Here is a 23,680-nt window from a genome sequence, read left to right as displayed (position 1 = left end):
GGCCGGGGTCGAGCGGGCGGGCCGTGGACGTGCGGTCCGCGCCGATCGTGGCGCGGGGGTGCTACCCTGGGAGCAAGTTGTCGATCATCAGTCGAAAACCCTCGGCGTCAGCCTCGCCGAGCCCTGACGGGACCCACCACTCGCGAGAGGATGCGGCCGATGTCGACTGCAGCTTTCCCCACCACCGATGCCCAGTCCGGCGATGCCCAGTCCGGCGATGCCCAGTCCGGTGATCCCGGCCCGGAGTGGGCGCAGGAGGTGAAAGCGCTGGCGCGGCAGCGTGGCGCGACGATCCTCGCGCACAACTACCAGCTGCCGGCCATCCAGGACGTCGCCGATCACGTGGGGGACTCGCTGGCGCTCTCGCGCATCGCGGCGGCGGCCTCGGAGGAGACCATCGTGTTCTGTGGGGTGCACTTCATGGCCGAGACGGCCAAGATATTGGCTCCCGAGAAGACTGTGCTGATCCCCGATGCCCGCGCCGGGTGCTCGCTGGCCGATTCGATCACCGCTGGTGACCTGCGCGCGTGGAAGGCAGAGTTCCCCGACGCGGTCGTCGTGTCGTATGTGAACACCACTGCCGAGGTCAAGGCGCTGACCGACATCTGCTGCACGTCGTCCAACGCCGTCGAGGTGGTCGATTCCATCGACCCCGATCGCACGGTGCTGTTCCTGCCCGATCAGTTTCTCGGTGCGCACGTCAAGCGGGTCACCGGTCGGACGAACATGCACATCTGGGCCGGAGAGTGTCACGTCCACGCCGGTATCAACGGCGACGAACTGACCGCGCAGGCCACTGCCCACCCGGACGCCGAACTCTACGTGCACCCCGAATGTGGTTGCGCCACATCGGCGCTCTACCTCGCCGGCGAGGGCGCGGTGCCCGCCGAGAAGGTCAAGATCCTCTCGACCGGCGGCATGCTCGACGCTGCCCGTTCGACGGGGGCGCGAGAAGTGCTGGTGGCCACCGAGATCGGTATGTTGCACCAACTGCGACGGGCAGCCCCGGAGGTCGATTTCCAGCCGGTCAACCCGAAAGCCTCGTGCCGCTACATGAAGATGATCACCCCGCAGGCGCTGCTGCGCAGCCTGCGCGACGGGACCGACGAGGTGCACGTACCCGCCGAGATCACCGCGGCTGCGCGGACCAGCGTCGAGCGGATGATCGCCATCGGTACCCCCGGTGGGGGTGGCGAATGACGCAGCCGAGTCGTCTCGTCGACGAGCACCTCGACGACGACGAGGTCAGGGCACTGATCCGTAGGGCCCTCGACGAGGACCTGCGCTACGGGCCCGACATCACCACTGCGGCCACCGTGCCCGCGGGTGCCCGCACCACTGCGGTCATCGCGTCGCGAGGTGCTGGAGTGATCGCAGGCCTCGACGTGGCCCTGATGGTGTTCGACGAGGTGATCGGGTCGGATTACACCGTCTCGGACCGGGTGGCCGACGGCGACCGCGTGCAGCCCGGGTCGATCGTGCTGCGCCTGGACGCCCCGACCGCAGGCATGCTGACGGCCGAACGCACGGCGTTGAACCTGCTCTGTCACCTGTCCGGAATCGCCACGGCCACCGCGGCGTGGGTGGACGCGGTGGACGGCACCGGCGCGGTGATCCGGGACAGCCGCAAAACGCTGCCGGGCCTGCGCGGCCTGCAGAAATATGCCGTTCGTGCCGGCGGCGGCCACAACCACCGGATGGGTTTGGGTGACGCCGCGCTGATCAAGGACAACCACGTGGCGGCGGCCGGCTCGGTGACCGCAGCGTTGGCGGCGGTCCGGGCGATGGCGCCACAGCTGCCGGTGGAGGTGGAGGTGGACTCGTTGGCCCAACTCGACGAGGCCCTCGGCCTCGACGTAGGGCTGGTCCTGCTGGACAACTTCGCATTGTGGGAGACCCGGGTGGCGGTACAGCGGCGCAACTCCGCTGCGCCGAGCACCAAGCTCGAGAGCTCTGGGGGGCTGTCGTTGGAGGTCGCGGCCGACTACGCGCGAACCGGTGTCGACTACCTGGCCGTGGGCGCGCTGACCCACTCGGTACGCGTCTTGGACCTCGGCCTGGACATGTGAGGCCCACCGGCCGGTGGCCGGCATCGACGGTGCGGCGCAGACCACAATCATGCGCATGCGGGCATAAACCGGCGCGAGCCTGATGTTGAGCCTCGCGTACGACCATGTGACCCACCGGTCGCATGAACGCATGGTTTCGAAAGGATCTTTTGTGCCAACCGTGAATGCCGTGGCCGCCGTGTCGGCGACCGAGCCCCTCGTCCGTACCACCATCGAGCGACGCGAGCTGGGCCCCCATGATGTGCTGATCGACATCGCCTTTGCCGGCATCTGCCACTCCGACATCCACACCGCGCGCGACGAATGGGGCGGCACCAGCTACCCCGTCGTCCCCGGTCACGAGATCGCGGGCACCGTCGCTGCGGTCGGGTCCGAGGTGACCTTGCACAAGGTGGGCGACCGCGTCGGGGTCGGCTGCTTCGTCAACTCCTGCGGTGAGTGTGCGGCGTGCAAGGACGGCTACGAGCAGTTCTGCGCCAAGGGCGTCGTCTCCACCTACAACTCCGCCGAGTACACCGGCGAACCCACCCATGGCGGCTACTCCCAGCAGGTCGTGGTGACCGAGAAGTTCGTCGTCCGCATCCCCGACGGCATCGAGCTCGACCAGGCCGCGCCCCTGCTGTGCGCCGGCATCACGCTGTACTCGCCGCTCAAGCACTGGGGTGCCGGGCCGGGGAAGAAGGTCGCCGTGCTCGGCATGGGCGGTCTCGGACACATCGGTGTCAAGATCGCGCACGCACTGGGCGCCGAGGTCACCGTGCTCAGCCAGTCGTTGAGCAAGGAGGCCGACGGCAAGAAGTTCGGTGCCGACCACTACTACGCCACCTCCGACAAGAACACGTTCAGCGAGCTGGCCGGGCAGTTCGACCTCATCGTCAACACCGTCTCGGTCAACCTGCCGCTGGACAAGTACCTGTCGCTGCTGGCCATCAACGGCACCCTGGTCGAACTGGGGGTACCCGAGCATCCGCTGGAGATCCGTGCCTTCAGCCTGCTCACCAACCGTCGATCCATCGCCGGATCGCTGGTCGGTGGCATCGCCGAGACCCAGGAGATGCTCGACTTCTGCGCCGAACACCACATCGGTGCCGAGATCGAGACGATCACCGCCGATCAGGTCAACGAGGCCTACGACCGGGTGGTGAAGTCGGATGTGAAATACCGCTTCGTCATCGACATCGCCAGCCTCGCCTGACCGACCCCGCCGGGCTGGACCCCATCGCGTGCTCGGTGCGCTGGTGTACACCGCGAATGCTGCGGTGACATGACGTCGGTCTGACCCCACCAGGTGTGCGGTGATCCCGCGATCGCACCTGCCAGACCGAACGCCATCGGCCGTCGGAACCCGCCTACTCGGTGGATCCGGCGGCCGATGTCATGCGCGGGGTCGCGCGTGGTGATCGTCGCCGATCACCTCGCGCCCGACCCACCGGGGTACCGCGATGAAAAATCGGCTGGCCGGACCGCATATCCTCAATTGACCAGGCCCGAACGACCCAGGAGATCGCGCCCGCATGCTTTCCCGAACCGACCTTCGTGGTGGCACCCGTCATGCCGCACAGCTTCGTCGCGCGCTGCCCCGAGGGGGAACCGATGTCGACTCGGTACTCGGGACCGTCGCCCCGGTGGTCGCGGCCGTGCGGGAGCGAGGTGCGATCGCGGCGCTGGAGTTCGGGCAGCAGTTCGACGGCGTCACCCCCGAGTCGGTGCAGGTTCCGGCCCAGGTACTCGCCGACGCATTGGCGGCCGTCGACCCGTCGGTGCGTGCAGCTCTGTCGGAATCCATCCGCCGGGTGCGGATCGTGCACGCCGATCAGCGTCGCGACGCCGTGCGCACCCAGGTGGCACCCGGCGGCACAGTGACCGAGAAGTGGGTGCCGGTGAGTCGGGTGGGCCTCTACGTGCCCGGCGGCAACGCGGTCTACCCGTCGAGTGTGGTGATGAACGTGGTGCCCGCGCAGGAGGCGGGCGTCGGATCGCTGGTGGTGGCGTCACCGCCGCAGGCCTCGTTCGGCGGCTGGCCGCACCCGACGATCCTGGCCGCATGTGCGCTGCTCGGGGTGGACGAGGTGTGGGCCGTGGGTGGGGCCCAGGCCGTGGCCCTGTTGACCTACGGGGGAGTGGAGGACGACGGTTCGGTGCTCGACCCGGTGGATCTGATCACCGGACCGGGAAACATCTACGTGACCGCGGCAAAACGGTTGTGCCGCAGCGTGGTCGGGATAGATTCAGAAGCCGGACCGACCGAGATCGCCATCCTCGCCGATGCCGGCGCCGACCCGGTGGCTGTCGCCGCAGACCTCATCAGTCAGGCCGAACACGATGTGTTGGCCGCGTCGGTGCTGGTCACCGACAGCACTGAACTTGCCGATCGGGTGGCCGCCGAGGTGGATCGCCAGGTGGCGAGCACCAAGCATTCCGATCGGGTGGCCGCTGCACTCGCGGGTCCGCAGTCGGGGATCGTGCTCGTCGACGACCTCGACCACGGCATCGCGGTGGTCGACGCCTACGCCGCCGAGCACCTCGAAATCCAGACTCAGGACGCGGCGGCGGTCGCCGAACGCATCACCAACGCCGGAGCCATCTTCGTGGGTCGCTACTCGCCGGTGAGTCTGGGTGACTACTGCGCCGGGTCCAATCACGTTCTGCCCACCTCGGGTTCGGCCCGATACAGCTCCGGACTGTCGGTGCAGACCTTCCTGCGCGGACTGCACATCGTCGACTACGACCGTGCCGCGTTGGCTGACGTCGCCGATGCGGTGACCACCCTGGCTGACGCCGAAGACCTGCCCGCACACGGAGACGCGGTGCGGGTGCGGTTCGCCGACGATCGAGGCGACGCGTCGGCATCGCCCGGCGGACCGCGGTGAACGCACCCGGCGCTGAGGTCACCCTCGCCGATCTGCCGCTGCGGGAGTCGCTGCGTGGTCGATCGGCCTACGGTGCACCACAACTCGACGTCGCGGTCACGCTGAACACCAACGAGAACCCCCACCCGCCCTCGGCGGCGCTGATCGCCGATCTCGCCGCGTCGGTCGCCGATGCGGCCCGGTCGTTGCACCGCTATCCCGATCGTGATGCCGTCGAGCTGCGGACTGATCTCGCCCGCTACCTCACCGAGCGCACCGGGGTGCCCGTCGGTGTCGAGAACGTCTGGGCAGCAAACGGATCCAACGAGATCCTGCAACAGATACTGCAGGCCTTCGGGGGTCCGGGCCGCACCGCGCTGGGGTTCGTGCCGTCGTACTCGATGCACCCGATCATCGCCGGCGGCACCGACACCACCTGGCTGGAGCTCATCCGCGCCGACGACTTCAGCCTCGACGTGGCGGCCGCGGTGGCGCAGGTCCGTGCGCGAACACCCGACGTCGTCTTTCTCACCTCGCCCAACAACCCCACCGGCAGTTCGGTCGCACTCGACGACATCGCCGCCCTGATCGAGGCGGCGCCGGGAATCGTGGTGGTCGACGAGGCGTACGCCGAGTTCTCCGACCGCCCCAGCGCCATCGGGTTGCTCGACCGGTTCGGCGACCGTCTGGTGGTGAGTCGCACGATGAGCAAAGCCTTCGCTTTCGCAGGCGGGCGGTTGGGCTATCTGGTCGCTGCGCCCGCGCTCATCGAGGCGGTGCTGCTGGTCCGTCTCCCGTATCACCTCTCGGCGCTCACCCAGGCTGCTGCCCGCGCTGCGCTGCGCCACGCCGACGACACCCTGGCCACCGTCGACGAGCTGATCGCGCAACGGCAGCGGGTGGCGGCGGCGTTGCTGGAACTGGGGTTCTCGGTGGTCGAGTCCGACGCGAACTTCCTGCTCTTCGGGGGACTCGACGACGCAGCGACCGCGTGGCGGTTCTTCCTCGATCACGGCGTCCTGATCCGCGACGTAGGGATCGCACACCATCTGCGGGTGAGCATCGGGACCACCGCAGAGAACGACGCGTTCCTGGCCGCCGCCGACGCGCTGGTGGCCGCGGGCCACCTGTCGGCGGCACCCGCCCGAACCCTGCGAGCATCCGGAGGACCCCAGTGACCGAGCACCGCACCGCCCACCTCGCACGGACCACCCGCGAGTCGTCGGTCGAGGTCAGCCTCGATCTCGACGGCACCGGGGTCACCGAGATCAGCACCGGGGTGCCGTTCTACGACCACATGCTCACCGCCTTCGGGGCGCACGGCAGTTTCGACCTCACCGTGCGCTCCATCGGCGACGTGGAGATCGAGTCGCACCACGTGGTCGAGGACACCGCCATCGTTCTCGGGCAGGTGTTCGCACAGGCCCTCGGCGACAAGCGTGGCATCCGGCGTTTCGGCGACGCGTGGATCCCGATGGACGAGACATTGGCCCACGCCGCGGTGGACGTGTCCGGTCGTCCGTACTTCGTGCACACCGGGGAACCCGACCACCTGCTGACCGCGGTCATCGGCGGCAACCCAGGGGTCGCCTACAACACGGTGATCAACCGGCACGTCTTCGAGACGTTCGCCATCAACGCGCGAATCGCGTTGCATGTCAGGGTCGTCCACGGACGCGATCAACACCACATCACCGAGGCGCAGTACAAGGCGGTGGCGCGGGCGTTGCGCGCAGCCACCGAGTCCGACCCGCGGGTGTCCGGGGTGCCCTCGACCAAGGGTGCTCTGTGACCTCCACGGCCACGGTTGCCGTCTTGGACTACGGGTCGGGCAACCTGCGGTCGGTGCAGCGCGCGCTCGAACGCACCGGTGCGCAGGTCACGGTCACCTCCGATGCCGCGGTGGCCGGGGACAGTGACGGTCTGGTGGTGCCGGGTGTCGGTGCCTACGAAGCATGCATGAAGGGTCTGCGCGCGGTCCGCGGCGAGCGGATCATCGACCGCCGCCTCTCCGGCGGGCGTCCGGTCTTGGGCATCTGCGTGGGCATGCAGATCATGTTCGAGCACGGCGTGGAGTTCGGGGTGGACACCGCAGGGTGCGGCCAGTGGCCGGGCAGCGTGACGCGGTTGCCTGCACCGGTGCTGCCGCACATGGGGTGGAACACCGTGGACGTCGGGGCCGGATCGGTTCTGTTCGACGGACTCGACGCCCAGACCCGCTTCTACTTCGTGCATTCCTACGCCGCGCAGACCTGGGAACTGGACTCCGACGGTTCGGTGATCGCGCCCGCGATCACCACCTGGGCCGAGCACGGTGCGCGGTTCCTGGCCGCGGTGGAGAACGGTCCGCTCAGTGCCACCCAGTTCCATCCCGAGAAGTCTGGCGACGCGGGGGCCCGGCTGCTGGCCAACTGGGTGGCGTCGCTGTGAGCGGCGCGCGGCTGTCGATCGCGCGTTTGGCGGTGGTCACCCTGGGGTCCGGGGTGCTCGTGCTGGTCGTCTCGACACCGGTCGTCTACGCCGTCACCCGGGTGTCACCGCCTGCGGCACTGGTGGTCGCAGTGCTGGCGATCGTCGCGATGATCGCGGTGATGGCACTGGTGTCCAACCGGATGGTCAACCGGGCGGTGGCCGCGACGAGCACCGCGAGCGCCCGTGCGCAGAGGCCGGATCCAGCTGCCCTGGGATCGACGGAGGCAGATCAGACATGAACACCGATCAGACATGAGTATCGAGGAGATGGACGCGACGATGGGGACGACGTTGCAGTTGCTGCCCGCTGTGGATGTGGCCGACGGTCAGGCCGTGCGGTTGGTGCAGGGGGCGGCCGGATCGGAGACCTCCTACGGCTCGCCGCGCGAGGCGGCGCTGGCCTGGCAGCGTGACGGCGCGCAGTGGATTCACCTGGTCGACCTCGACGCCGCGTTCGGGCGTGGCGACAACCGCGAGTTGTTGGCGGCGGTCATCGGGGAGCTCGACGTGAACGTCGAACTCTCCGGCGGAATCCGCGACGACGCGTCACTGGCGGCGGCCCTGGCCACCGGATGCACCCGGGTCAACCTCGGTACCGCGGCCATCGAGGACCCCCAGTGGTGCGCGCGGGTCCTCGGTGAGCACGGGCAGCGGATCGCGGTCGGCCTCGATGCGATGAACGTCGACGGACAGTTCCGGCTGCGCGGACGGGGCTGGGTGACCGACGGTGGCGACCTGTGGGAAGTCCTCGAACGCCTCGAACGCGACGGGTGCAGCCGCTACGTGGTGACCGACGTGGGTAAGGACGGCACCCTGACCGGACCGAATCTGGAGCTGTTGGCTGCGGTTGCCGATGCCGCCACCGCGCCGGTCATCGCCTCCGGCGGTATCTCCGAGCTGGCCGATCTCACTGCGATCGCCGAGCTCACCGACCGCGGCGTCGAGGGGGCGATCATCGGAAAGGCGCTGTACGCCGGTCGTTTCACCCTGCCCGAGGCGCTGGCCGCGGTGGCCCGATGAGTCTGCAGTTGCCCTCTGAGCTCGATCCGCCGAGACTGCTGTCGATCGCGGCCGACCTGCTCGACGAGATCACCCCCCGGTTCCTGGCGGGGGTGGGGGCACCGAGCGCAGTCGACAAGGGGGGCAACGACTTCGCCACCGAGCTCGACCTCGAGCTCGAACGCACCATCACCGCCCAGCTGACCGAGCGCACGGGCATCGCGGTCCACGGTGAGGAGTTCGGTGGACCACCGGTCACCGAGGGCACGGTGTGGGTGGTCGATCCGATCGACGGTACCTACAACTATTCGGCCGGGTTGCCGTTCGCGGGCACCCTGCTCGGGCTGCTGCACGACGGACAGCCGGTCCTGGGTCTCACCTGGCTGCCGATGGTGGACATGCGCCTGCAGGCCTTCGTCGAGGGTCCGGTCATCCGCAACGGCGAACCCATTGCGCCACTGCGTAGTTCGGCGCTGGCCGATTCGGTGATCGCCTTCGGGGCCTTCAACCTCGACCACGGCGGTCGATTCCCCGGCCGATGGCGGGTGGACGTCCTCGGCGAGATCTCTCGGCGGGTGTCCCGGATCCGACAATTGGGCAGCACCGGCATGGACATGGCGCTGTGTGCCGCCGGGAACGTCGGGGGTGCAGTGTGTTTCGGCCACCACGCCTGGGACAACGCGGCCGGTGCCGCTCTCGTCCGCGCCGGAGGTGGCGTGGTCACCGACCTCTTCGGCGCGCCGTGGACGGCCCTGTCGCCGTCGATGCTCGCCGGGAATGCGGGCGTGCACCGCGAACTCCTCGAGATCATTGCCGCAGTGGGCGACCCGGCGGGCCGGTCATGACCGTCGCGGTACGGGTGATCCCGTGTCTTGACGTCGACGCCGGACGGGTGGTGAAGGGCGTCAACTTCGTCGATCTGCGTGACGCCGGCGACCCGGTCGAGTTGGCGGCCGCCTACGACGCGGCCGGGGCCGACGAGCTCACGTTCCTCGATGTGACGGCCTCGAGTTCGGGGCGCGCCACCATGCTCGACGTGGTCCGGCGGACCGCGGATCAGGTCTTCATCCCGCTCACCGTCGGAGGCGGTGTACGCACGGTCGACGATGTGGACGTGCTGCTGCGCGCCGGGGCCGACAAGGTGGGGGTGAACACTGCAGCCATCGCCCGCCCGGAGGTCCTCGCGGAGATGAGCAGGCAGTTCGGTGCCCAGTGCATCGTGCTGTCGGTGGATGCCCGCACCGTGCCGACCGGCGCGCAGCGCACACCATCGGGGTGGGAGGTGACCACCCACGGTGGTCGCCGCGGAACCGGCATCGACGCGGTGGAATGGGCGCGGCGCGGCCAGGATCTCGGGGTGGGCGAGATCCTGCTCAACTCGATGGACGCCGACGGCACCAAGAACGGGTTCGACCTGCCGATGATCACCGCGGTGCGTGCTGCGGTGTCGGTGCCGGTCATCGCCTCCGGCGGTGCGGGTGCCGCTGCGGACTTCGCGCCTGCGGTGCACGCCGGAGCCGATGCGGTGTTGGCGGCGTCGGTGTTCCACTTCGGCGAGTTGAGCATCGACGAGGTGAAGGTCGCGATGCGCTCCGCCGGCGTCACCGTGCGCTGACCTTCAACCGCTGCAACAGTGAGGATTTTGCCGTGGCCTTGGCTCCGGAGATCGCAGACCGCCTGTCCCGCAACGCTGATGGTCTGATCGCTGCGGTGGTGCAGGAACGCGCCACCGGCGCGGTGTTGATGCTGGCGTGGATGGACGACGAGGCGTTGGACCGCACGTTGCGGACCGGGCGCGCCACCTATTGGTCGCGGTCCCGCCAGCAGTACTGGGTCAAGGGGGAGACCAGTGGTCACACCCAGGCGGTCCACGACGTTCGCATCGACTGCGATGGTGACGCGGTGTTGCTCGTCGTCGATCAGGTGGGTCCGGCGTGTCACACCGGCACCCACAGTTGCTTCGACGACACCCGCAGCTTGCTGATGGACACCTACCCCGACGGCGGCTAGGACCCCGACACCGCCGCCGGCCCCACTGCCGGTGCGGGTGGGTGACATTCGAACCATCCCAGCCACCGGCCCCTGCGTGATGCGGCGACCGAGTCTGATCGTCGGACACGCCCGGCCTCGTAGGGTGGACGACACAGCCCAGAGAGGAACCCGATGCCCCTCATCCAGATCTCCCAGACGCCTGGCCTGAGCGACCGCGTCAAACGCGAGACGATCGCCGCGGTCACCGAGGCCTACGCCAAGGCCACCGGTAAGAACCCCGATCAGGTCTGGGTCACCATCACCGAGGTCCCCAGGTCCCACTGGGGAGTCGGTGGCGAACCGTTGGGACAATGACGGGGTGACCTCCGCGCCGCACGACCCGACGACCACCCTGGCCGACTTCCTCGATCTCGCCCGCGACCACCGCGTGGTGCCGGTCACCCGCAAGGTGCTCGCCGATTCCGAGACGCCGCTCTCGGCGTACCGGAAGCTGGCCGGCGATCGTCCCGGGACCTTTCTGTTGGAGTCGGCCGAGAACGGCCGCTCCTGGTCTCGCTGGTCGTTCATCGGCGCCGGATCGCCGGCCGCACTCACCGTGGTCGACGGCCAGGCGCACTGGTGGGGGACCGTTCCCGCGGGCGCCCCACGCGACGGCGATCCGTTGGAGGCGTTGGCGCAATCCCTGCGGTTGCTCGCCACCGACCGGCTGCCGGGCATGCCGCCGCTCACCGGCGGGTTCGTCGGCTTCCTCGCCTACGACGCGGTGCGTCGGCTCGAACGGCTGCCCGACACCACCGTCGACGACCTCGGCATCCCCGAGATGATGATGCTGTTGGCCGCCGACCTCGCAGCGGTGGATCACCACGAAGGCTCGATCACCCTGATCGCCAACGCCATCAACTTCGACGGCACCGACGATCGGGCCGAGGAGGCTTACCACGACGCGGTGGCCCGGCTGGATCGGATGACCGCTGCGCTCGCGGCCCCGGCGCCTTCGACGGTGTCGACGTACTCGCGGCCCGACCCCGACTATCGCAGCCAACGCAGCCTCGCCGACTACGACGACATCGTCACCACCCTGGTGGGCGAGATCGAGGCCGGTGAGGCCTTCCAGGTGGTGCCGTCGATGCGGTTCGAGATGACCACCGACGCCGACCCCATCGACGTGTATCGCGTTCTGCGAGCATCGAATCCGAGCCCTTACATGTATCTGCTGCGGGTACCGGGGATCGGTCGCGCGCCGTTCACCATCGTCGGATCGAGTCCCGAGGCGCTGGTCACGGTGTCTGACCGCACTGCGACCACCCACCCCATCGCGGGCACGCGGTGGCGTGGTGCCACCGAGGAAGAGGACGCCCTGCTGGCCAAGGACCTGTTGGCCGACGAGAAGGAGAACTCCGAGCACCTGATGCTCGTCGACCTCGGTCGCAACGACCTCGGGCGGGTGTGCGAGCCGGGCACGGTGAGCGTGCACGACTACCGACACATCGAGCGGTACAGCCACGTCATGCATCTGGTCTCCACGGTCACCGGTCGGCTCCGTCCCGAGGCGGGTGCCCTGGACGCGGTCACCGCATGCTTCCCGGCGGGCACGTTGACCGGCGCCCCGAAGGTGCGGGCGATGGAACTGATCGACGAACACGAACTGACCCGCCGCGGTCTCTACGGCGGCATCGTCGGCTACCTCGACTTCGCCGGCGACGCCGACACCGCCATCGCCATCCGCACCGCGGTGATGTCGGAGGGGACCGCATATGTGCAGGCCGGTGGCGGAGTGGTGGCCGACAGTGTCGGCGAGTACGAGTTCAACGAGGCTCGCAACAAGGCACGCACCGTGCTCGCGGCAGTGGCCGCCGCGCAGACGATGCAACGGGTCTCCGCGCACGCCCCGGTCACCACCGCGACTGCCGCAGAGGAGAACCCATGACCAGCGCCGGCTCCGATCCCGGCTCCGATCCCACCCCCCGCTCCGGCCATTCCGCGAAGTCCAGCGGTTCCCCCGACCCCACGCTGCCTGCCTCGGCCCGGCGACGTCGGTTGACCGTCGCGTCGGTCCTGCTCGCGCTGGCCGCGGCAGCGATGTGGAGTAGCTCGCGGCTGCCGTGGGCCAAGCTGGTGGCCGCCGACGGGATGAGTCCACCGCGCGAGTTCACCGTGCACGGCGCCGACTGGAGCCCGGTGCTGACCCCGCTGGCGATCGTGGTGGTGGCGGCCATCGCTGCGGCGGTCGCGGTGCGCGGCTGGGCGCTGGCTCTGGTGGCGGTGATCGTGGCGATCGTCGCCGTGGTGGGAGCCATCCCCGCCGTCTCGCTGCTCACCGAGTCCAACGCGGTGACCTATGCCAGTAAGGCCGTCGACCTCCCGTCGCTGTACCGACCACTGTCGGTGGAGACGCACAAGGCGGTGTCGCTGCTGGTGTTGCTTGCCTCGGCGCTGGCCGTGGCCGCAGCGGTGGTGCTGCTGCGGGCAGCCCGTGGTGCCGGTGCCCTCTCCACCCGCTATCAGTCGCCCGCGGCGCGGCGTGCGGAGCTGGAGGAGAAGGTGTTCGCCGAGCGTGCTCGGGCGGCGACGGGCGAGAACTCGCCGCGGGCTGCAGACACCGGGACCCACGGCGCCGACCCCGAGCTGACCGAGCGGATGCTCTGGGATGCCCTCGACAGCGGCGACGACCCCACCAGCCCCGGCGCCACATCCGGTCCGTCCGACCAGGAGCGGTGAGTGACGCGGTGGCTGAGACCAGGATCTTGCGGGCCTGGGAACCCCCGACCCGCTCGATCTGACGGGTGGGCTGCGGGCTACCCTGTGGCGGACGAGAACCGCGTCAACGGCCGCCTCGCCGAGCGGACGCCACCACACCGCCGAAAGGGGGGTTGAGCAGCCATGAGTTCGCCGACTGTTCTGGATTCGATTCTCGATGGTGTCCGCGCCGACGTCGCCGCGCGCGAGGCGACGCTCGACTTCGCTGCGGTCAAGGCCGCCGCCGCCGCGGCACCCGCTCCCCGGGACGCCGCCGCCGCGCTACGCGAGCCCGGTATCGGAGTCATCGCCGAGGTCAAACGAGCCAGCCCGTCGAAGGGCGAGTTGGCCGCGATCGCCGATCCGGCCGCGCTGGCCGGTGCGTATGCGGCCGGCGGGGCGCGGATCATCAGCGTGCTCACCGAGCAACGCCGGTTCGGTGGTTCGCTGGCCGACCTCGACGCGGTGCGGGCCGCAGTGCAGATCCCGGTCCTGCGCAAAGATTTCGTCGTCGGGCCGTATCAGATCCACGAGGCGCGCGCCCACGGTGCCGACGTGATCCTGCTGATCGTGGCCGCGCTGGAACAGAACGTCTTGGCCTCGTTGATCGATCGCACCGAGTCGCTGGGGATGACCGCCCTGGTCGAGGTGCACACCGAGGAAGAGGCCGACCGCGCGCTGCAGGCGGGTGCCTCCATCGTGGGCGTCAACGCCCGCAACCTCAAGACCCTCGAGGTCGACCGCGACTGCTTCGGCCGCATCGCGCCGGGCCTGCCCACCGAGATAATCCGGATCGCCGAGTCCGGCGTCCGTGGGACGGCCGATCTGCTCGCCTACGCCGGCGCCGGCGCCGATGCGGTGCTGGTCGGCGAAGGCTTGGTCACCAGCGGTGATCCCCGTGCGGCGGTCGCCGAGCTGGTCACCGCCGGTACCCATCCGTCGTGTCCCAAACCGGTACGCTGAGACGCAGCCATGACGATCGACATCCACCCCACCCGCGACCTGCCCCAAGCCAGTGATGGCGTCTCCCAGCGTTCTGAGGTGGACCCCGACGCGCGGGGCTACTTCGGTGACTTCGGTGGCCGTCACGTGCCCGAGGCCCTCATGGCCGTCATCGACGAGGTGACGGTCACCTACGAGAAGATGCGCAGCGACGCCGAGTTCCTCGGCGAGCTCGACCGGTTACAGCGTGAGTACACCGGGCGTCCGTCGCCGATGTTCGAGGCCACGCGCCTGAGCGCCCACGCCGGGGGAGCGCGGATCTTCCTCAAACGAGAAGATCTCAACCACACCGGTTCCCACAAGATCAACAATGTGTTGGGGCAGGCTCTGCTGGCCAAGCGGATGGGCAAGACGCGCGTCATCGCCGAGACCGGTGCCGGTCAGCACGGGGTGGCCACGGCGACCGCCTGCGCGCTGCTGGGCCTGGAGTGCATCGTCTACATGGGTCGCGTGGACACCGAGCGTCAAGCGCTCAACGTCGCCCGCATGCGCCTGCTCGGTGCCAGCGTCGTCGCGGTCTCCAACGGCTCGGCCACCCTCAAGGACGCCATCAACGAGGCCATGCGCGACTGGGTGACCAACGCCGAAGCCACCTACTACTGCTTCGGAACCGCCGCTGGACCCCATCCGTTCCCGATGATGGTGCGCGACCTGCAACGCATCGTCGGTATGGAGGCGCGCGCGCAAATCCTCGATCAGGCCGGTCGGTTGCCCGACGCCGTGGTCGCGTGTGTGGGCGGCGGGTCGAACGCGATCGGCATCTTCCACCCGTTCCTCGCCGACACCGACGTCCGCCTGATCGGTTACGAGGCGGCCGGTGACGGCGTGGAGACCGGGCGGCACGCGGCCACCTTCAGCGGCGGCACCCCGGGGGCCTTCCAGGGGGCGTACTCCTACCTGCTGCAGGACGAGGACGGCCAAACCGTCGAGTCACATTCCATCTCAGCCGGACTCGACTACCCAGGCGTGGGACCCGAGCACGCTCACCTCAAGGAGATCGGCCGCGCCGAGTATCGGCCCATCACCGACACCGAGGCGATGAACGCGCTGTCATTGCTCAGCCGGACCGAGGGGATCATCCCGGCCATCGAGTCGGCGCACGCGGTGGCCGGCGCTCTGACGCTCGGTCACGAACTCGGCGCCGGCGCGATCATCGTCATCAACCTCTCCGGGCGCGGAGACAAAGACGTCGACACCGCAGCCCGCTGGTTCGGGTTGTTCGACGAGGACACCGACGTGACCGGAGATCAGAAGTGACACCGGGCCCAGAAGTGAAAGCGGGCCCAGAAGTTGCAGGGGCACAACCGCATTCACAGCTCGCGTCGGTGTTTCAGACCTGTCGCGCGGAGAATCGCGCCGCTCTGATCGGTTATCTCCCGGTGGGTTTCCCCGACGTGCCCACCTCCATGCATCTCATGCGTGAGCTCGTCACCGCCGGCTGCGACATCGTCGAACTCGGCATCGCCTACTCCGATCCGGTGATGGACGGCCTGACCATCCAGAACGCCGCCGACACCGCGCTGCGGGCCGGCTCGCGCGTCCACCACGTCTTTCAGGCGTGCAACGTGGTCGCCGACGCCGGCGGAGCGCCGGTGGTGATGTCGTACTGGAATCCGGTGTTGCGCTACGGGATCGACGCGTTCGCCCGTGATCTGGCCGCCGCGGGTGGCCGCGGGATGATCACCCCGAACCTGATCCCCGAGGAGGCCGACGCGTGGCTGGCCGCGGCCGCCACCCATCACCTCGATCCGATCTTCCTGGTCGCACCGTCGTCGACTCCGGAGCGGCTGGCCACGACGGTCAGCCTGTGCCGCGGTTTCGTCTACGCCGCCTCCACCATGGGAGTCACCGGCGCCCGCGACGCGGTATCCAACGCGGCTCCGGAACTGTGCGCGCGCATCCGTGCGGAATCCGACATCCCCATCGGCGTCGGACTCGGCGTGCGCAGCGGTGCCCAGGCCGCCGAGATAGCGGCCTACGCCGACGGCGTGATCGTCGGATCCGCCCTGGTGAGCGCCGTCGAGGCCGGTGGCAGCGCGTTGAGCGACCTCGTCGCCGAGCTCGCCGTCGGCGTGCGTTCGGCCAGTGCACCCTCGGCTACTGTGGCACGGTGAGCGACCCGACCGTCCTGGCCTACATCCCCAGCCCGCAGCAGGGGGTCTGGCACCTCGGGGGTTTCCCCATCCGCGCCTACGCGCTATGCATCATCACCGGCATCATCGTCGCGGTCTGGTGGGGCAACAAGCGCTGGCAGGCCCGCGGCGGACGCGACGGCGAAGTCCTCGACATCGCCATCTGGGCCGTCCCGTTCGGTCTGCTCGGTGGTCGGCTTTATCACCTGGCCACCGACTGGAACACCTACTTCGGCGACGGCCCCAAGTCGCCGATCGACGCGGTCAAGATCTGGGACGGTGGGCTGGGCATCTGGGGTGCGGTGGCCCTCGGTGGGGTCGGCGCCTGGATCGGGGCACGACGCGCAGGCATCAAACTGCCGCCCTTCGGCGACGCGATCGCGCCCCCGATCCTGTTGGCGCAGGCCATCGGTCGGGTGGGCAACTACTTCAACCAGGAGCTCTACGGCGGACCCACCAGCCTGCCGTGGGGTTTGAAGATCTACGAGAGGTCCGACAGCAGCGGCAACGTCGGCCCCAACCTGATCGACGGCGTATCCACCGGCAGGGTCGTCGCGATCGTGCAGCCCACCTTCCTTTACGAGCTGCTGTGGAACCTGCTGATCGTGGTGGTGCTCGTGGTCGTCGACCGTCGGCTGCGCATCGGCCACGGTCGACTGTTCGCGCTCTACGTGGCCGGGTACTGCGTCGGCCGATTCTTCATCGAGATGTTGCGTGACGACGCGGCCACCCACATCTTCGGTATCCGGATCAACCTGTTCACCGCGGCGCTCGTCTTCGCCTGCGCGGTGGCCTACGTCGTCCTCGCGCCCAAGGGCCGGGAGACATCGGCGCAGGTGTACCGCAACCGGTCGAGCCGGTCTGACGACGAGACAGTCGGCGAACCCGACACCGGCGAGTCGGTGGCCACCGGGTCGGGTGGTCGCGACGCAGAGCCCGGTGCAGGCGAGAGCGCCTCTGGGTCGGCTACCCCGACTGCGAGTGGCTGACGCACCCGTAGGCCGCCTGATGCCGTCGCGGTGGGCCCGAAAGGGCAGCGCACTCGGCTGATCCCGGTGTTACCATCGGCTTTCACCGTGAAGCCAGCGTCGACTTCTCACCGCGGGCCACTGTCGTCCTGAGGATTCCCACGTTTTCGCGCCGCCCATTGCAGGCTGCGCTCGCGGAGGTTCTCATGCTCTTCTCCAGCGCCCCCGGCCCCCAGGGCCTCTACCACCCGGACAACGAGTCCGACGCGTGCGGCGTGGCCATGGTCTGCGACGTGCACGGTCGGTCGTCACACGACATCGTCGCCGACGGGCTGCTGGCCTTGGAGAACCTCGACCATCGTGGAGCGGCCGGAGCCGAGACCACCAGCGGCGACGGCGCAGGCATCCTGATCCAGCTGCCCGATGCGATGCTGCGCGCAGAGGTGGAGTTCGATCTTCCCGCACCCACCGTCGCCGGCGCGAACACCTACGCCGCGGGGATCTGCTTTCTGCCTGTCGATCCCGGACTGCGCGCTGGCGCGGTCGCCCGCGTCGAGGCCATCGCGGCCGACGAAGGGGTACGCATCCTCGGGTGGCGTGCGGTTCCGGTCGACGTGGACGGCGCCGACATCGGAGCCACCGCCCGCGCCTGCATGCCGGTCATGATGCAGCTCTTCGTCACCGTCGACCCGGTCGACGCAGGACCACGGGCCGCCGGGCTCGACCTCGACCGTCTGGTCTACCCCCTGCGTAAACGGGCCGAGCGGGTCGACGACGAGGTGCGCAGAGCCGGGACCGGGGTCTACTTCCCGTCCCTGTCGAGTCGCACCATCGTCTACAAGGGCATGCTGACCACCGCCCAGCTGGGCCGCTACTACCCTGACCTGCGTGACCCGCGCTGCCGGAGTGCAATCGCGATCGTCCACTCGCGTTTCTCCACCAACACGTTCCCGTCGTGGCCGTTGGCTCACCCGTTCCGGTTCATCGCGCACAACGGTGAGATCAACACCGTGCGCGGCAACCGCAACCGGATGCGGGCGCGGGAGGCGCTGCTGGCCACCGACCTGATCCCAGGAGACCTGAGCCGGCTGTTCCCGATCTGTACGCCAGAGGCCTCGGATTCGGCGTCGCTGGACGAGGTGCTGGAGTTGCTGCATCTCGGGGGCCGCGACGTGGCCCACTGCGTGATGATGATGGTCCCCGAGGCGTGGGAGAACGCCGTCTACGACGATCCGGCGCGGCGCGCCTTCTGCCGGTTTCACGCTTCGATCATGGAGGCGTGGGACGGGCCGGCCTGCGTCACCTTCACCGACGGGACCGTGGTCGGGGCGGTGCTCGACCGCAACGGTCTGCGACCGGGGCGGTGGTGGCAGACCCGCGACGGCCGGGTGATCCTGGCCTCGGAGTCCGGCGTGCTCGACCTGCCGGTCGCCGATGTCGTGGCCAAAGGCCGGCTGGAGCCGGGCAAGATGTTCCTCGTCGACACCGCGCGCGGCCGCATCGTCTCCGACGATGAGGTGAAGTCCGAGCTGACGAGGGCCCAACCCTACGAGGAGTGGCTGCACGCCGGGCTACTCGACATCGCCACCCTGCCTGACCGCGAGCGCTTCGTCCCCAGTCACGAGTCGGTGGTGGCACGACAGGTCACGTTCGGATACACCGAAGAGGACCTGCGGGTGTTGCTGGCTCCGATGGCGGCCACGGGAGCCGAGCCGCTGGGATCGATGGGCACCGACACCCCGGTGGCTGTGCTCTCGCAGCGGTCCCGGTTGCTCTACGACTACTTCGTAGAACTCTTTGCGCAGGTGACCAATCCGCCACTCGACGCCATCCGCGAAGAGATCGTCACCTCGATGCAGCGGGTCATGGGCCCCGAACACAACCTGTTGCAGCCGACGGCCGCGTCGTGTCGGCAGATCGTGGTGCGCTGGCCGGTGCTCGACAACGACGAGCTGGCCAAGATCGTCCACATCGACGACGACGGCAACCATCCGGGCTTTGCCGCACGGGTGCTGCGTGCCCACTTCGATGTGACCGGGGGCGGTGCGGGACTGGCCACGGCCTTGAGCCAGCTGCGTGCCCGCGCCAGCGCGGCGATCGCCGAGGGTGCTCGGACCCTGGTCATCTCCGACCGGGAATCTGACCGCGACCATGCCCCCATCCCGTCGCTGCTGGCGGTGTCGGCCATCCACCACCATCTGGTGCGCACCAAAGAACGTAACCGCGTGGCGTTGGTGGTCGAATCCGGTGACGCCCGCGAGGTGCACCACATCGCGTTGCTCATCGGGTTCGGGGCCGCCGCGGTCAACCCGTATCTGGCGTTCGAGTCGATCGAGGATCTCATCGCCGAAGGTGAGCTGACCGGCGTGGAGCCCACGCGCGCGGTGCGCAACTACCTGCAGGCGTTGGGCAAGGGCGTGCTCAAGGTGATGAGCAAGATGGGTATCTCCACCGTCAGTTCCTACACTGCCGCACAGTGTTTCGAGGCCGTGGGTCTCAGTCGCGAGGTAATCGAGGAGTACTTCACCCGGACGTTGTCCCGGATCGAAGGCGTGGGACTGGAGGAACTGGCCGAAGAAGTCGCCATCCGGCATCGGCGCGCGTTCCCGGACAACGCGACCGAGCAGGTCTATCGGCGCCTCGAGGTCGGTGGCGAGTACCAGTTCCGCCGGGAGGGCGAACTGCACCTGTTCACCCCCGAGACGGTGTTCCTGCTGCAACACGCCACGTCCACGGGCAAGGAGCAGGTGTACCGGCGCTACTGCGATGAGGTGAACCGACTCTCGGCGCAGGGCGGAACTTTGCGAGGCTTGTTCGAGTTCGCCGACGTCGCGACCGCGATACCCATCGACGAGGTGGAACCCATCGAGTCGATCATGACCCGATTCAACACCGGCGCAATGAGTTACGGCTCGATCTCGGCGCAGGCCCACGAGACCATGGCGATTGCGATGAACAGCATCGGAGCCCGATCGAACTCTGGTGAGGGCGGTGAGGACACCGAGCGACTCTACGACCCCGCTCGGCGCAGCGCGGTCAAGCAGGTCGCCAGCGGACGCTTCGGGGTGACCAGTGATTACCTGGTCAACGCCAGCGACATCCAGATCAAGATGGCGCAGGGGGCCAAACCCGGTGAGGGCGGCCAACTCCCGGCTTACAAGGTGTATCCGTGGATCGCAAAGACGCGGCATTCCACGCCTGGTGTGGCCCTCATCTCGCCCCCGCCGCATCACGACATCTACTCGATCGAGGATCTCGCCCAGCTCATCCACGACCTCAAGAACGCCAACTCCGATGCCCGGGTTCACGTCAAGCTCGTCAGCGCCGTGGGGGTGGGCACCGTGGCCGCAGGGGTGTCCAAGGCGCACGCCGACGTGGTGCTGATCTCCGGTCATGACGGCGGCACCGGCGCCTCGCCGCTCACCTCGCTCAAGCACGCCGGTACGCCGTGGGAGATCGGACTCGCCGAGGCGCAGCAGACCCTGTTGCTCAACGGATTACGCGATCGGATCACCGTTCAGTGCGACGGGGCGTTACGGACTGGGCGCGATGTCATGGTCGCCGCCCTGTTGGGGGCCGAGGAGTTCGGGTTCTCCACCGCGCCGCTCATCGTGGCCGGCTGCATCATGATGCGGGTGTGTCATCTCGACACCTGCCCGGTGGGTATTGCCACTCAGAACCCGGTGCTGCGGTCTCGGTACACCGGCAAGGCCGACCACATCGTCAACTTCTTTCGGTTCGTCGCCCAGGATGTGCGAGAACACCTGGCGCGCTTGGGATTGCGGACTCTGGACGAGGCGATCGGCCGGGCGGATCTGCTGCACACCGCAGCTGGGGTGGCGCATTGGAAGAGCGCAGGCCTCGACCTGCGCCCGATCTTCACCACGCCGCCCACCGAGGGAGCGCGTCGGCGTGTGGTGACCCAAGACCACGGTCTGGACCGGGCGCTGGATCAGACCCTGATCGCGTTGGCCGAAGGTGCGGTGCAGGATGCGCACCCGGTCACCCTTGAGCTGCCCGTACGCAACGTCAACCGCACCGTGGGCACGATGCTCGGCTCCGAGGTCACCCGTCGCTACGGTGCCGCAGGGCTGGCCGACGACACCATCACGGTGCGGCTCACCGGGTCGGCGGGGCAGTCGCTGGGTGCATTCCTGCCGCGCGGCATCACCATCGACCTGGCCGGGGACGCCAACGACTACGTGGGCAAGGGACTGTGCGGCGGAAAGGTGATCGTGCGTCCGGACCCGGCGGCGACCTTCGTGGCGCAGGATCAGGTGATCGCGGGCAACACCCTGCTGTACGGGGCCACCTCCGGTGAGGTCTATCTGCGCGGCCGGGTGGGCGAACGGTTCTCGGTCCGCAACTCCGGAGCGACCGCGGTGGTCGAGGGTGTGGGTGACCACGCGTGCGAGTACATGACCGGTGGGCGGGTAGTGGTGCTGGGGCCGACCGGGCGCAACCTCGCGGCCGGGATGTCAGGTGGCATCGCCTACGTCCACGACCTCGACCCGAGTCGGGTGAACACTGCGATGGTGGCGTTGCAGCGCCCTGACCCCGATGATCTGCTCTGGTTGCGCGAAGCCATCACCACCCATACTCACCTCACCGGGTCCACCGCCGGTGCGTCGATCCTGGCGGACTGGCCCCGGCGGTGTCTGGCCTTCACCAAGGTGATGCCGACCGACTATCAACGGGTGCTCGACGCCGCGCGAATGGCTCAGGCCGAGGGCCGCGACGTGGACACCGCGATCATGGAGGCTGCTCGTGGCTGACCCACGTGGATTCCTGGAGGTCTCGCGCCGCGACGAGATCGCCCGACCACCGGCGCAGCGGGTGGGCGATTGGCGCGATGTCTACGTCGATCGTGACCTGCGGGAGCTTCGCATCGAGGTGGCCACCCAGGCGCGTCGCTGCATGGATTGCGGGATTCCGTTCTGTCACTCGGGTTCTGCGGGCTGCCCGCTGGGCAACCTGATCCCGGAGTGGAACGACCTCGTCCGGCGCGACCGCTGGGAGGCGGCCAGTGCGCGACTGCACGCGACGAACAACTTCCCCGAGTTCACCGGCAAGATCTGTCCCGCCCCCTGCGAGTCGGCGTGCGTGTTGTCCATCGCCGAGTCCGACACCGGCGGCGCGGTCACGATCAAGCGCATCGAGAAGACCATCGCCGAGATGTCCTGGGACGCCGGCCACATCAAGCCCGAGGTGGCGGCCCATCAGAGCGGGAAATCGGTGGCCGTGGTCGGCTCGGGGCCGGCGGGATTGGCTGCCGCCCAACAACTTACCCGGGCCGGACATCAGGTGACGGTCTATGAGCGGGACGATCGGCTCGGGGGACTGCTGCGCTATGGGATCCCCGAGTACAAACTCCAGAAGTCCGACATCGATCGGCGAATCGGTCAGATGCAAGACGAGGGAACACGATTCCGCACCGGATGTGAGGTCGGGGTCGACGTCACCGTGGCGCAGTTGCGTGACGCCCACGACGCGGTGGTGCTGGCGCTGGGCGCACTCGATGCCCGCGACAACCCGGTGCCAGGTCGTGATCTGGCGGGGATCCATCTGGCGATGGAACATCTCGTGGCCGCCAACCGCGAGTGCGAGGGCGACGGCCCGTCGACCATCACGGCTGCGGGTAAACACGTGGTGATCATCGGTGGCGGCGACACCGGCGCGGACTGTCTGGGCACCGCGCATCGCCAGGGGGCCGCCTCGGTGACCCAGCTCGACTACAACCCGGCCCTGCCGACCGAACGCGACGACGCGCTCTCGCCGTGGCCCACCTGGCCGCTGGTGATGCGTAGCTCGTCGTCGCACGACGAGGGTGGACAACGCCGGCATCAGGTTGCGGTACAACGGTTTCGAGGCGATTCGACGGGGCAGGTGTCGCACCTGGTGCTCGCCGAGGTCGAGGTGGTGCGTGCTGACGACGGCGGGCGCTCGATCCGTCCAGTCGGCCCCGAGTTCGAGATCCCCTGTGACATGGCGTTGTTCGCGATCGGCTTCGAAGGTGTTGAGCCATCGACGCTGCTCGACGATCTCGGGCTCACGCGGGGCTCGCGTGGGACCATCGGCTGCTCGGCCGATTGGCACACCGACGCCGAAGGTGTCTTCGTGTGCGGTGATGCCCATCGCGGCGCCTCGCTGGTGGTGTGGGCGATCGCCGAAGGACGTTCGGCAGCAAGGGGAGTCGACGAGTACCTGATGGGGTCCTCGGATCTACCCGCGCCGGTGCATCCTGCTGCTCGGCCGCTCTCACCGCGATGACGATCGGTCATCGTCGGCTAGTGCTCGGGGTGTCTGATCGGGGTGTTCGATCGGCGGGCGCGACCAGATCCGAGGGGGCGCGGCGGCGGTGCGGGCCGCGCTCAGTGTCGTGTGCTGTGCTCGACGATGCACATCGGATGACAAGTCGGCGCTGTGATGGAGATGACAGCACCTCGGGACTAGGCTCGTCC

At 68.7% G+C, this 23,680-nt stretch carries 21 protein-coding genes; all 21 read left to right on the top strand.

What is annotated here, in order from left to right:
* The first annotated feature begins 150 nt into the window (after nt 1-150).
* The 21 genes from nadA (at nt 151) to KIK15_RS00245 (ending at nt 23,489) form a co-directional block, all read left to right on the top strand.
* A complete protein-coding gene (gene nadA / locus KIK15_RS00345) occupies nt 151-1,200 on the top strand; it encodes a quinolinate synthase NadA (protein WP_374222793.1) in 1,050 nt (349 codons plus the stop codon).
* Complete coding sequence (gene nadC, locus KIK15_RS00340) at nt 1,197-2,069, top strand: carboxylating nicotinate-nucleotide diphosphorylase (protein WP_214242205.1); 873 nt, start codon at nt 1,197-1,199, stop codon at nt 2,067-2,069. The genes nadA and nadC overlap by 4 nt, the downstream gene beginning before the upstream one ends.
* A 151-nt stretch (nt 2,070-2,220) precedes the next feature.
* Nucleotides 2,221-3,264, top strand: a complete 1,044-nt coding sequence (locus tag KIK15_RS00335) for an NAD(P)-dependent alcohol dehydrogenase (protein ID WP_307851665.1) — start codon at nt 2,221-2,223, stop codon at nt 3,262-3,264.
* A 319-nt stretch (nt 3,265-3,583) separates the two neighbouring features.
* Nucleotides 3,584-4,939, top strand: coding sequence for a histidinol dehydrogenase (gene hisD / locus KIK15_RS00330; protein WP_214242203.1), 1,356 nt, complete (start codon nt 3,584-3,586; stop codon nt 4,937-4,939).
* On the top strand, nt 4,936-6,096 hold the full coding sequence (locus tag KIK15_RS00325; protein ID WP_214242202.1) for a histidinol-phosphate transaminase: 1,161 nt from the start codon (nt 4,936-4,938) through the stop codon (nt 6,094-6,096). Before hisD ends, KIK15_RS00325 begins: the two co-directional genes overlap by 4 nt.
* Complete coding sequence (hisB, locus tag KIK15_RS00320; protein WP_214242201.1) at nt 6,093-6,710, top strand: imidazoleglycerol-phosphate dehydratase HisB; 618 nt, start codon at nt 6,093-6,095, stop codon at nt 6,708-6,710. Before KIK15_RS00325 ends, hisB begins: the two co-directional genes overlap by 4 nt.
* Nucleotides 6,707-7,348, top strand: a complete 642-nt coding sequence (hisH, locus tag KIK15_RS00315; protein ID WP_214242200.1) for an imidazole glycerol phosphate synthase subunit HisH — start codon at nt 6,707-6,709, stop codon at nt 7,346-7,348. The genes hisB and hisH overlap by 4 nt, the downstream gene beginning before the upstream one ends.
* Nucleotides 7,345-7,629: a hypothetical protein gene (locus KIK15_RS00310; protein ID WP_214242199.1), complete on the top strand. Its 285-nt coding sequence runs from the start codon at nt 7,345-7,347 to the stop codon at nt 7,627-7,629. Before hisH ends, KIK15_RS00310 begins: the two co-directional genes overlap by 4 nt.
* A 40-nt stretch (nt 7,630-7,669) precedes the next feature.
* On the top strand, nt 7,670-8,410 hold the full coding sequence (priA, locus tag KIK15_RS00305; RefSeq protein ID WP_214243151.1) for a bifunctional 1-(5-phosphoribosyl)-5-((5-phosphoribosylamino)methylideneamino)imidazole-4-carboxamide isomerase/phosphoribosylanthranilate isomerase PriA: 741 nt from the start codon (nt 7,670-7,672) through the stop codon (nt 8,408-8,410).
* On the top strand, nt 8,407-9,234 hold the full coding sequence (locus KIK15_RS00300; RefSeq protein ID WP_214242198.1) for an inositol monophosphatase family protein: 828 nt from the start codon (nt 8,407-8,409) through the stop codon (nt 9,232-9,234). The genes priA and KIK15_RS00300 overlap by 4 nt, the downstream gene beginning before the upstream one ends.
* Nucleotides 9,231-10,004, top strand: a complete 774-nt coding sequence (gene hisF / locus KIK15_RS00295) for an imidazole glycerol phosphate synthase subunit HisF (protein WP_214242197.1) — start codon at nt 9,231-9,233, stop codon at nt 10,002-10,004. The genes KIK15_RS00300 and hisF overlap by 4 nt, the downstream gene beginning before the upstream one ends.
* A 32-nt stretch (nt 10,005-10,036) precedes the next feature.
* The gene (hisI, locus tag KIK15_RS00290; protein WP_214242196.1) at nt 10,037-10,399 is read left to right on the top strand and encodes a phosphoribosyl-AMP cyclohydrolase; all 363 of its coding nucleotides are present in this window, start codon (nt 10,037-10,039) and stop codon (nt 10,397-10,399) included.
* A 153-nt stretch (nt 10,400-10,552) separates the two neighbouring features.
* On the top strand, nt 10,553-10,735 hold the full coding sequence (locus KIK15_RS00285) for a tautomerase family protein (protein ID WP_214242195.1): 183 nt from the start codon (nt 10,553-10,555) through the stop codon (nt 10,733-10,735).
* Nucleotides 10,736-10,739: 4 nt separating this feature from the next.
* Nucleotides 10,740-12,308: an anthranilate synthase component I gene (locus KIK15_RS00280; RefSeq protein ID WP_214242194.1), complete on the top strand. Its 1,569-nt coding sequence runs from the start codon at nt 10,740-10,742 to the stop codon at nt 12,306-12,308.
* On the top strand, nt 12,305-13,099 hold the full coding sequence (locus KIK15_RS00275; RefSeq protein WP_214242193.1) for a TIGR02234 family membrane protein: 795 nt from the start codon (nt 12,305-12,307) through the stop codon (nt 13,097-13,099). The genes KIK15_RS00280 and KIK15_RS00275 overlap by 4 nt, the downstream gene beginning before the upstream one ends.
* Before the next feature lie 162 nt (nt 13,100-13,261).
* Nucleotides 13,262-14,080, top strand: a complete 819-nt coding sequence (trpC, locus tag KIK15_RS00270) for an indole-3-glycerol phosphate synthase TrpC (RefSeq protein WP_214242192.1) — start codon at nt 13,262-13,264, stop codon at nt 14,078-14,080.
* 9 nt (nt 14,081-14,089) lie between these two features.
* Nucleotides 14,090-15,376, top strand: a complete 1,287-nt coding sequence (trpB, locus tag KIK15_RS00265; RefSeq protein WP_214242191.1) for a tryptophan synthase subunit beta — start codon at nt 14,090-14,092, stop codon at nt 15,374-15,376.
* A gap of 14 nt (nt 15,377-15,390) precedes the next feature.
* Nucleotides 15,391-16,233, top strand: a complete 843-nt coding sequence (trpA, locus tag KIK15_RS00260) for a tryptophan synthase subunit alpha (RefSeq protein ID WP_214243150.1) — start codon at nt 15,391-15,393, stop codon at nt 16,231-16,233.
* The gene (gene lgt, locus KIK15_RS00255) at nt 16,230-17,240 is read left to right on the top strand and encodes a prolipoprotein diacylglyceryl transferase (RefSeq protein ID WP_214242190.1); all 1,011 of its coding nucleotides are present in this window, start codon (nt 16,230-16,232) and stop codon (nt 17,238-17,240) included. Before trpA ends, lgt begins: the two co-directional genes overlap by 4 nt.
* Nucleotides 17,241-17,425: 185 nt before the next feature.
* Nucleotides 17,426-21,994: a glutamate synthase large subunit gene (gltB, locus tag KIK15_RS00250; RefSeq protein WP_214242189.1), complete on the top strand. Its 4,569-nt coding sequence runs from the start codon at nt 17,426-17,428 to the stop codon at nt 21,992-21,994.
* Nucleotides 21,987-23,489 carry a glutamate synthase subunit beta gene (locus tag KIK15_RS00245; protein ID WP_214242188.1) on the top strand — a complete coding sequence of 501 codons (1,503 nt, stop codon included), beginning with the start codon at nt 21,987-21,989 and terminating at the stop codon, nt 23,487-23,489. Before gltB ends, KIK15_RS00245 begins: the two co-directional genes overlap by 8 nt.
* Nucleotides 23,490-23,680: the final 191 nt, after the last annotated feature.

Source organism: Williamsia sp. CHRR-6 (assembly GCF_018474015.1).
Lineage (GTDB): Bacteria > Actinomycetota > Actinomycetes > Mycobacteriales > Mycobacteriaceae > Williamsia_A.
Note: the sequence above shows the minus strand (reverse complement) of the source record. Positions and strands in the feature narration are given on the sequence as shown.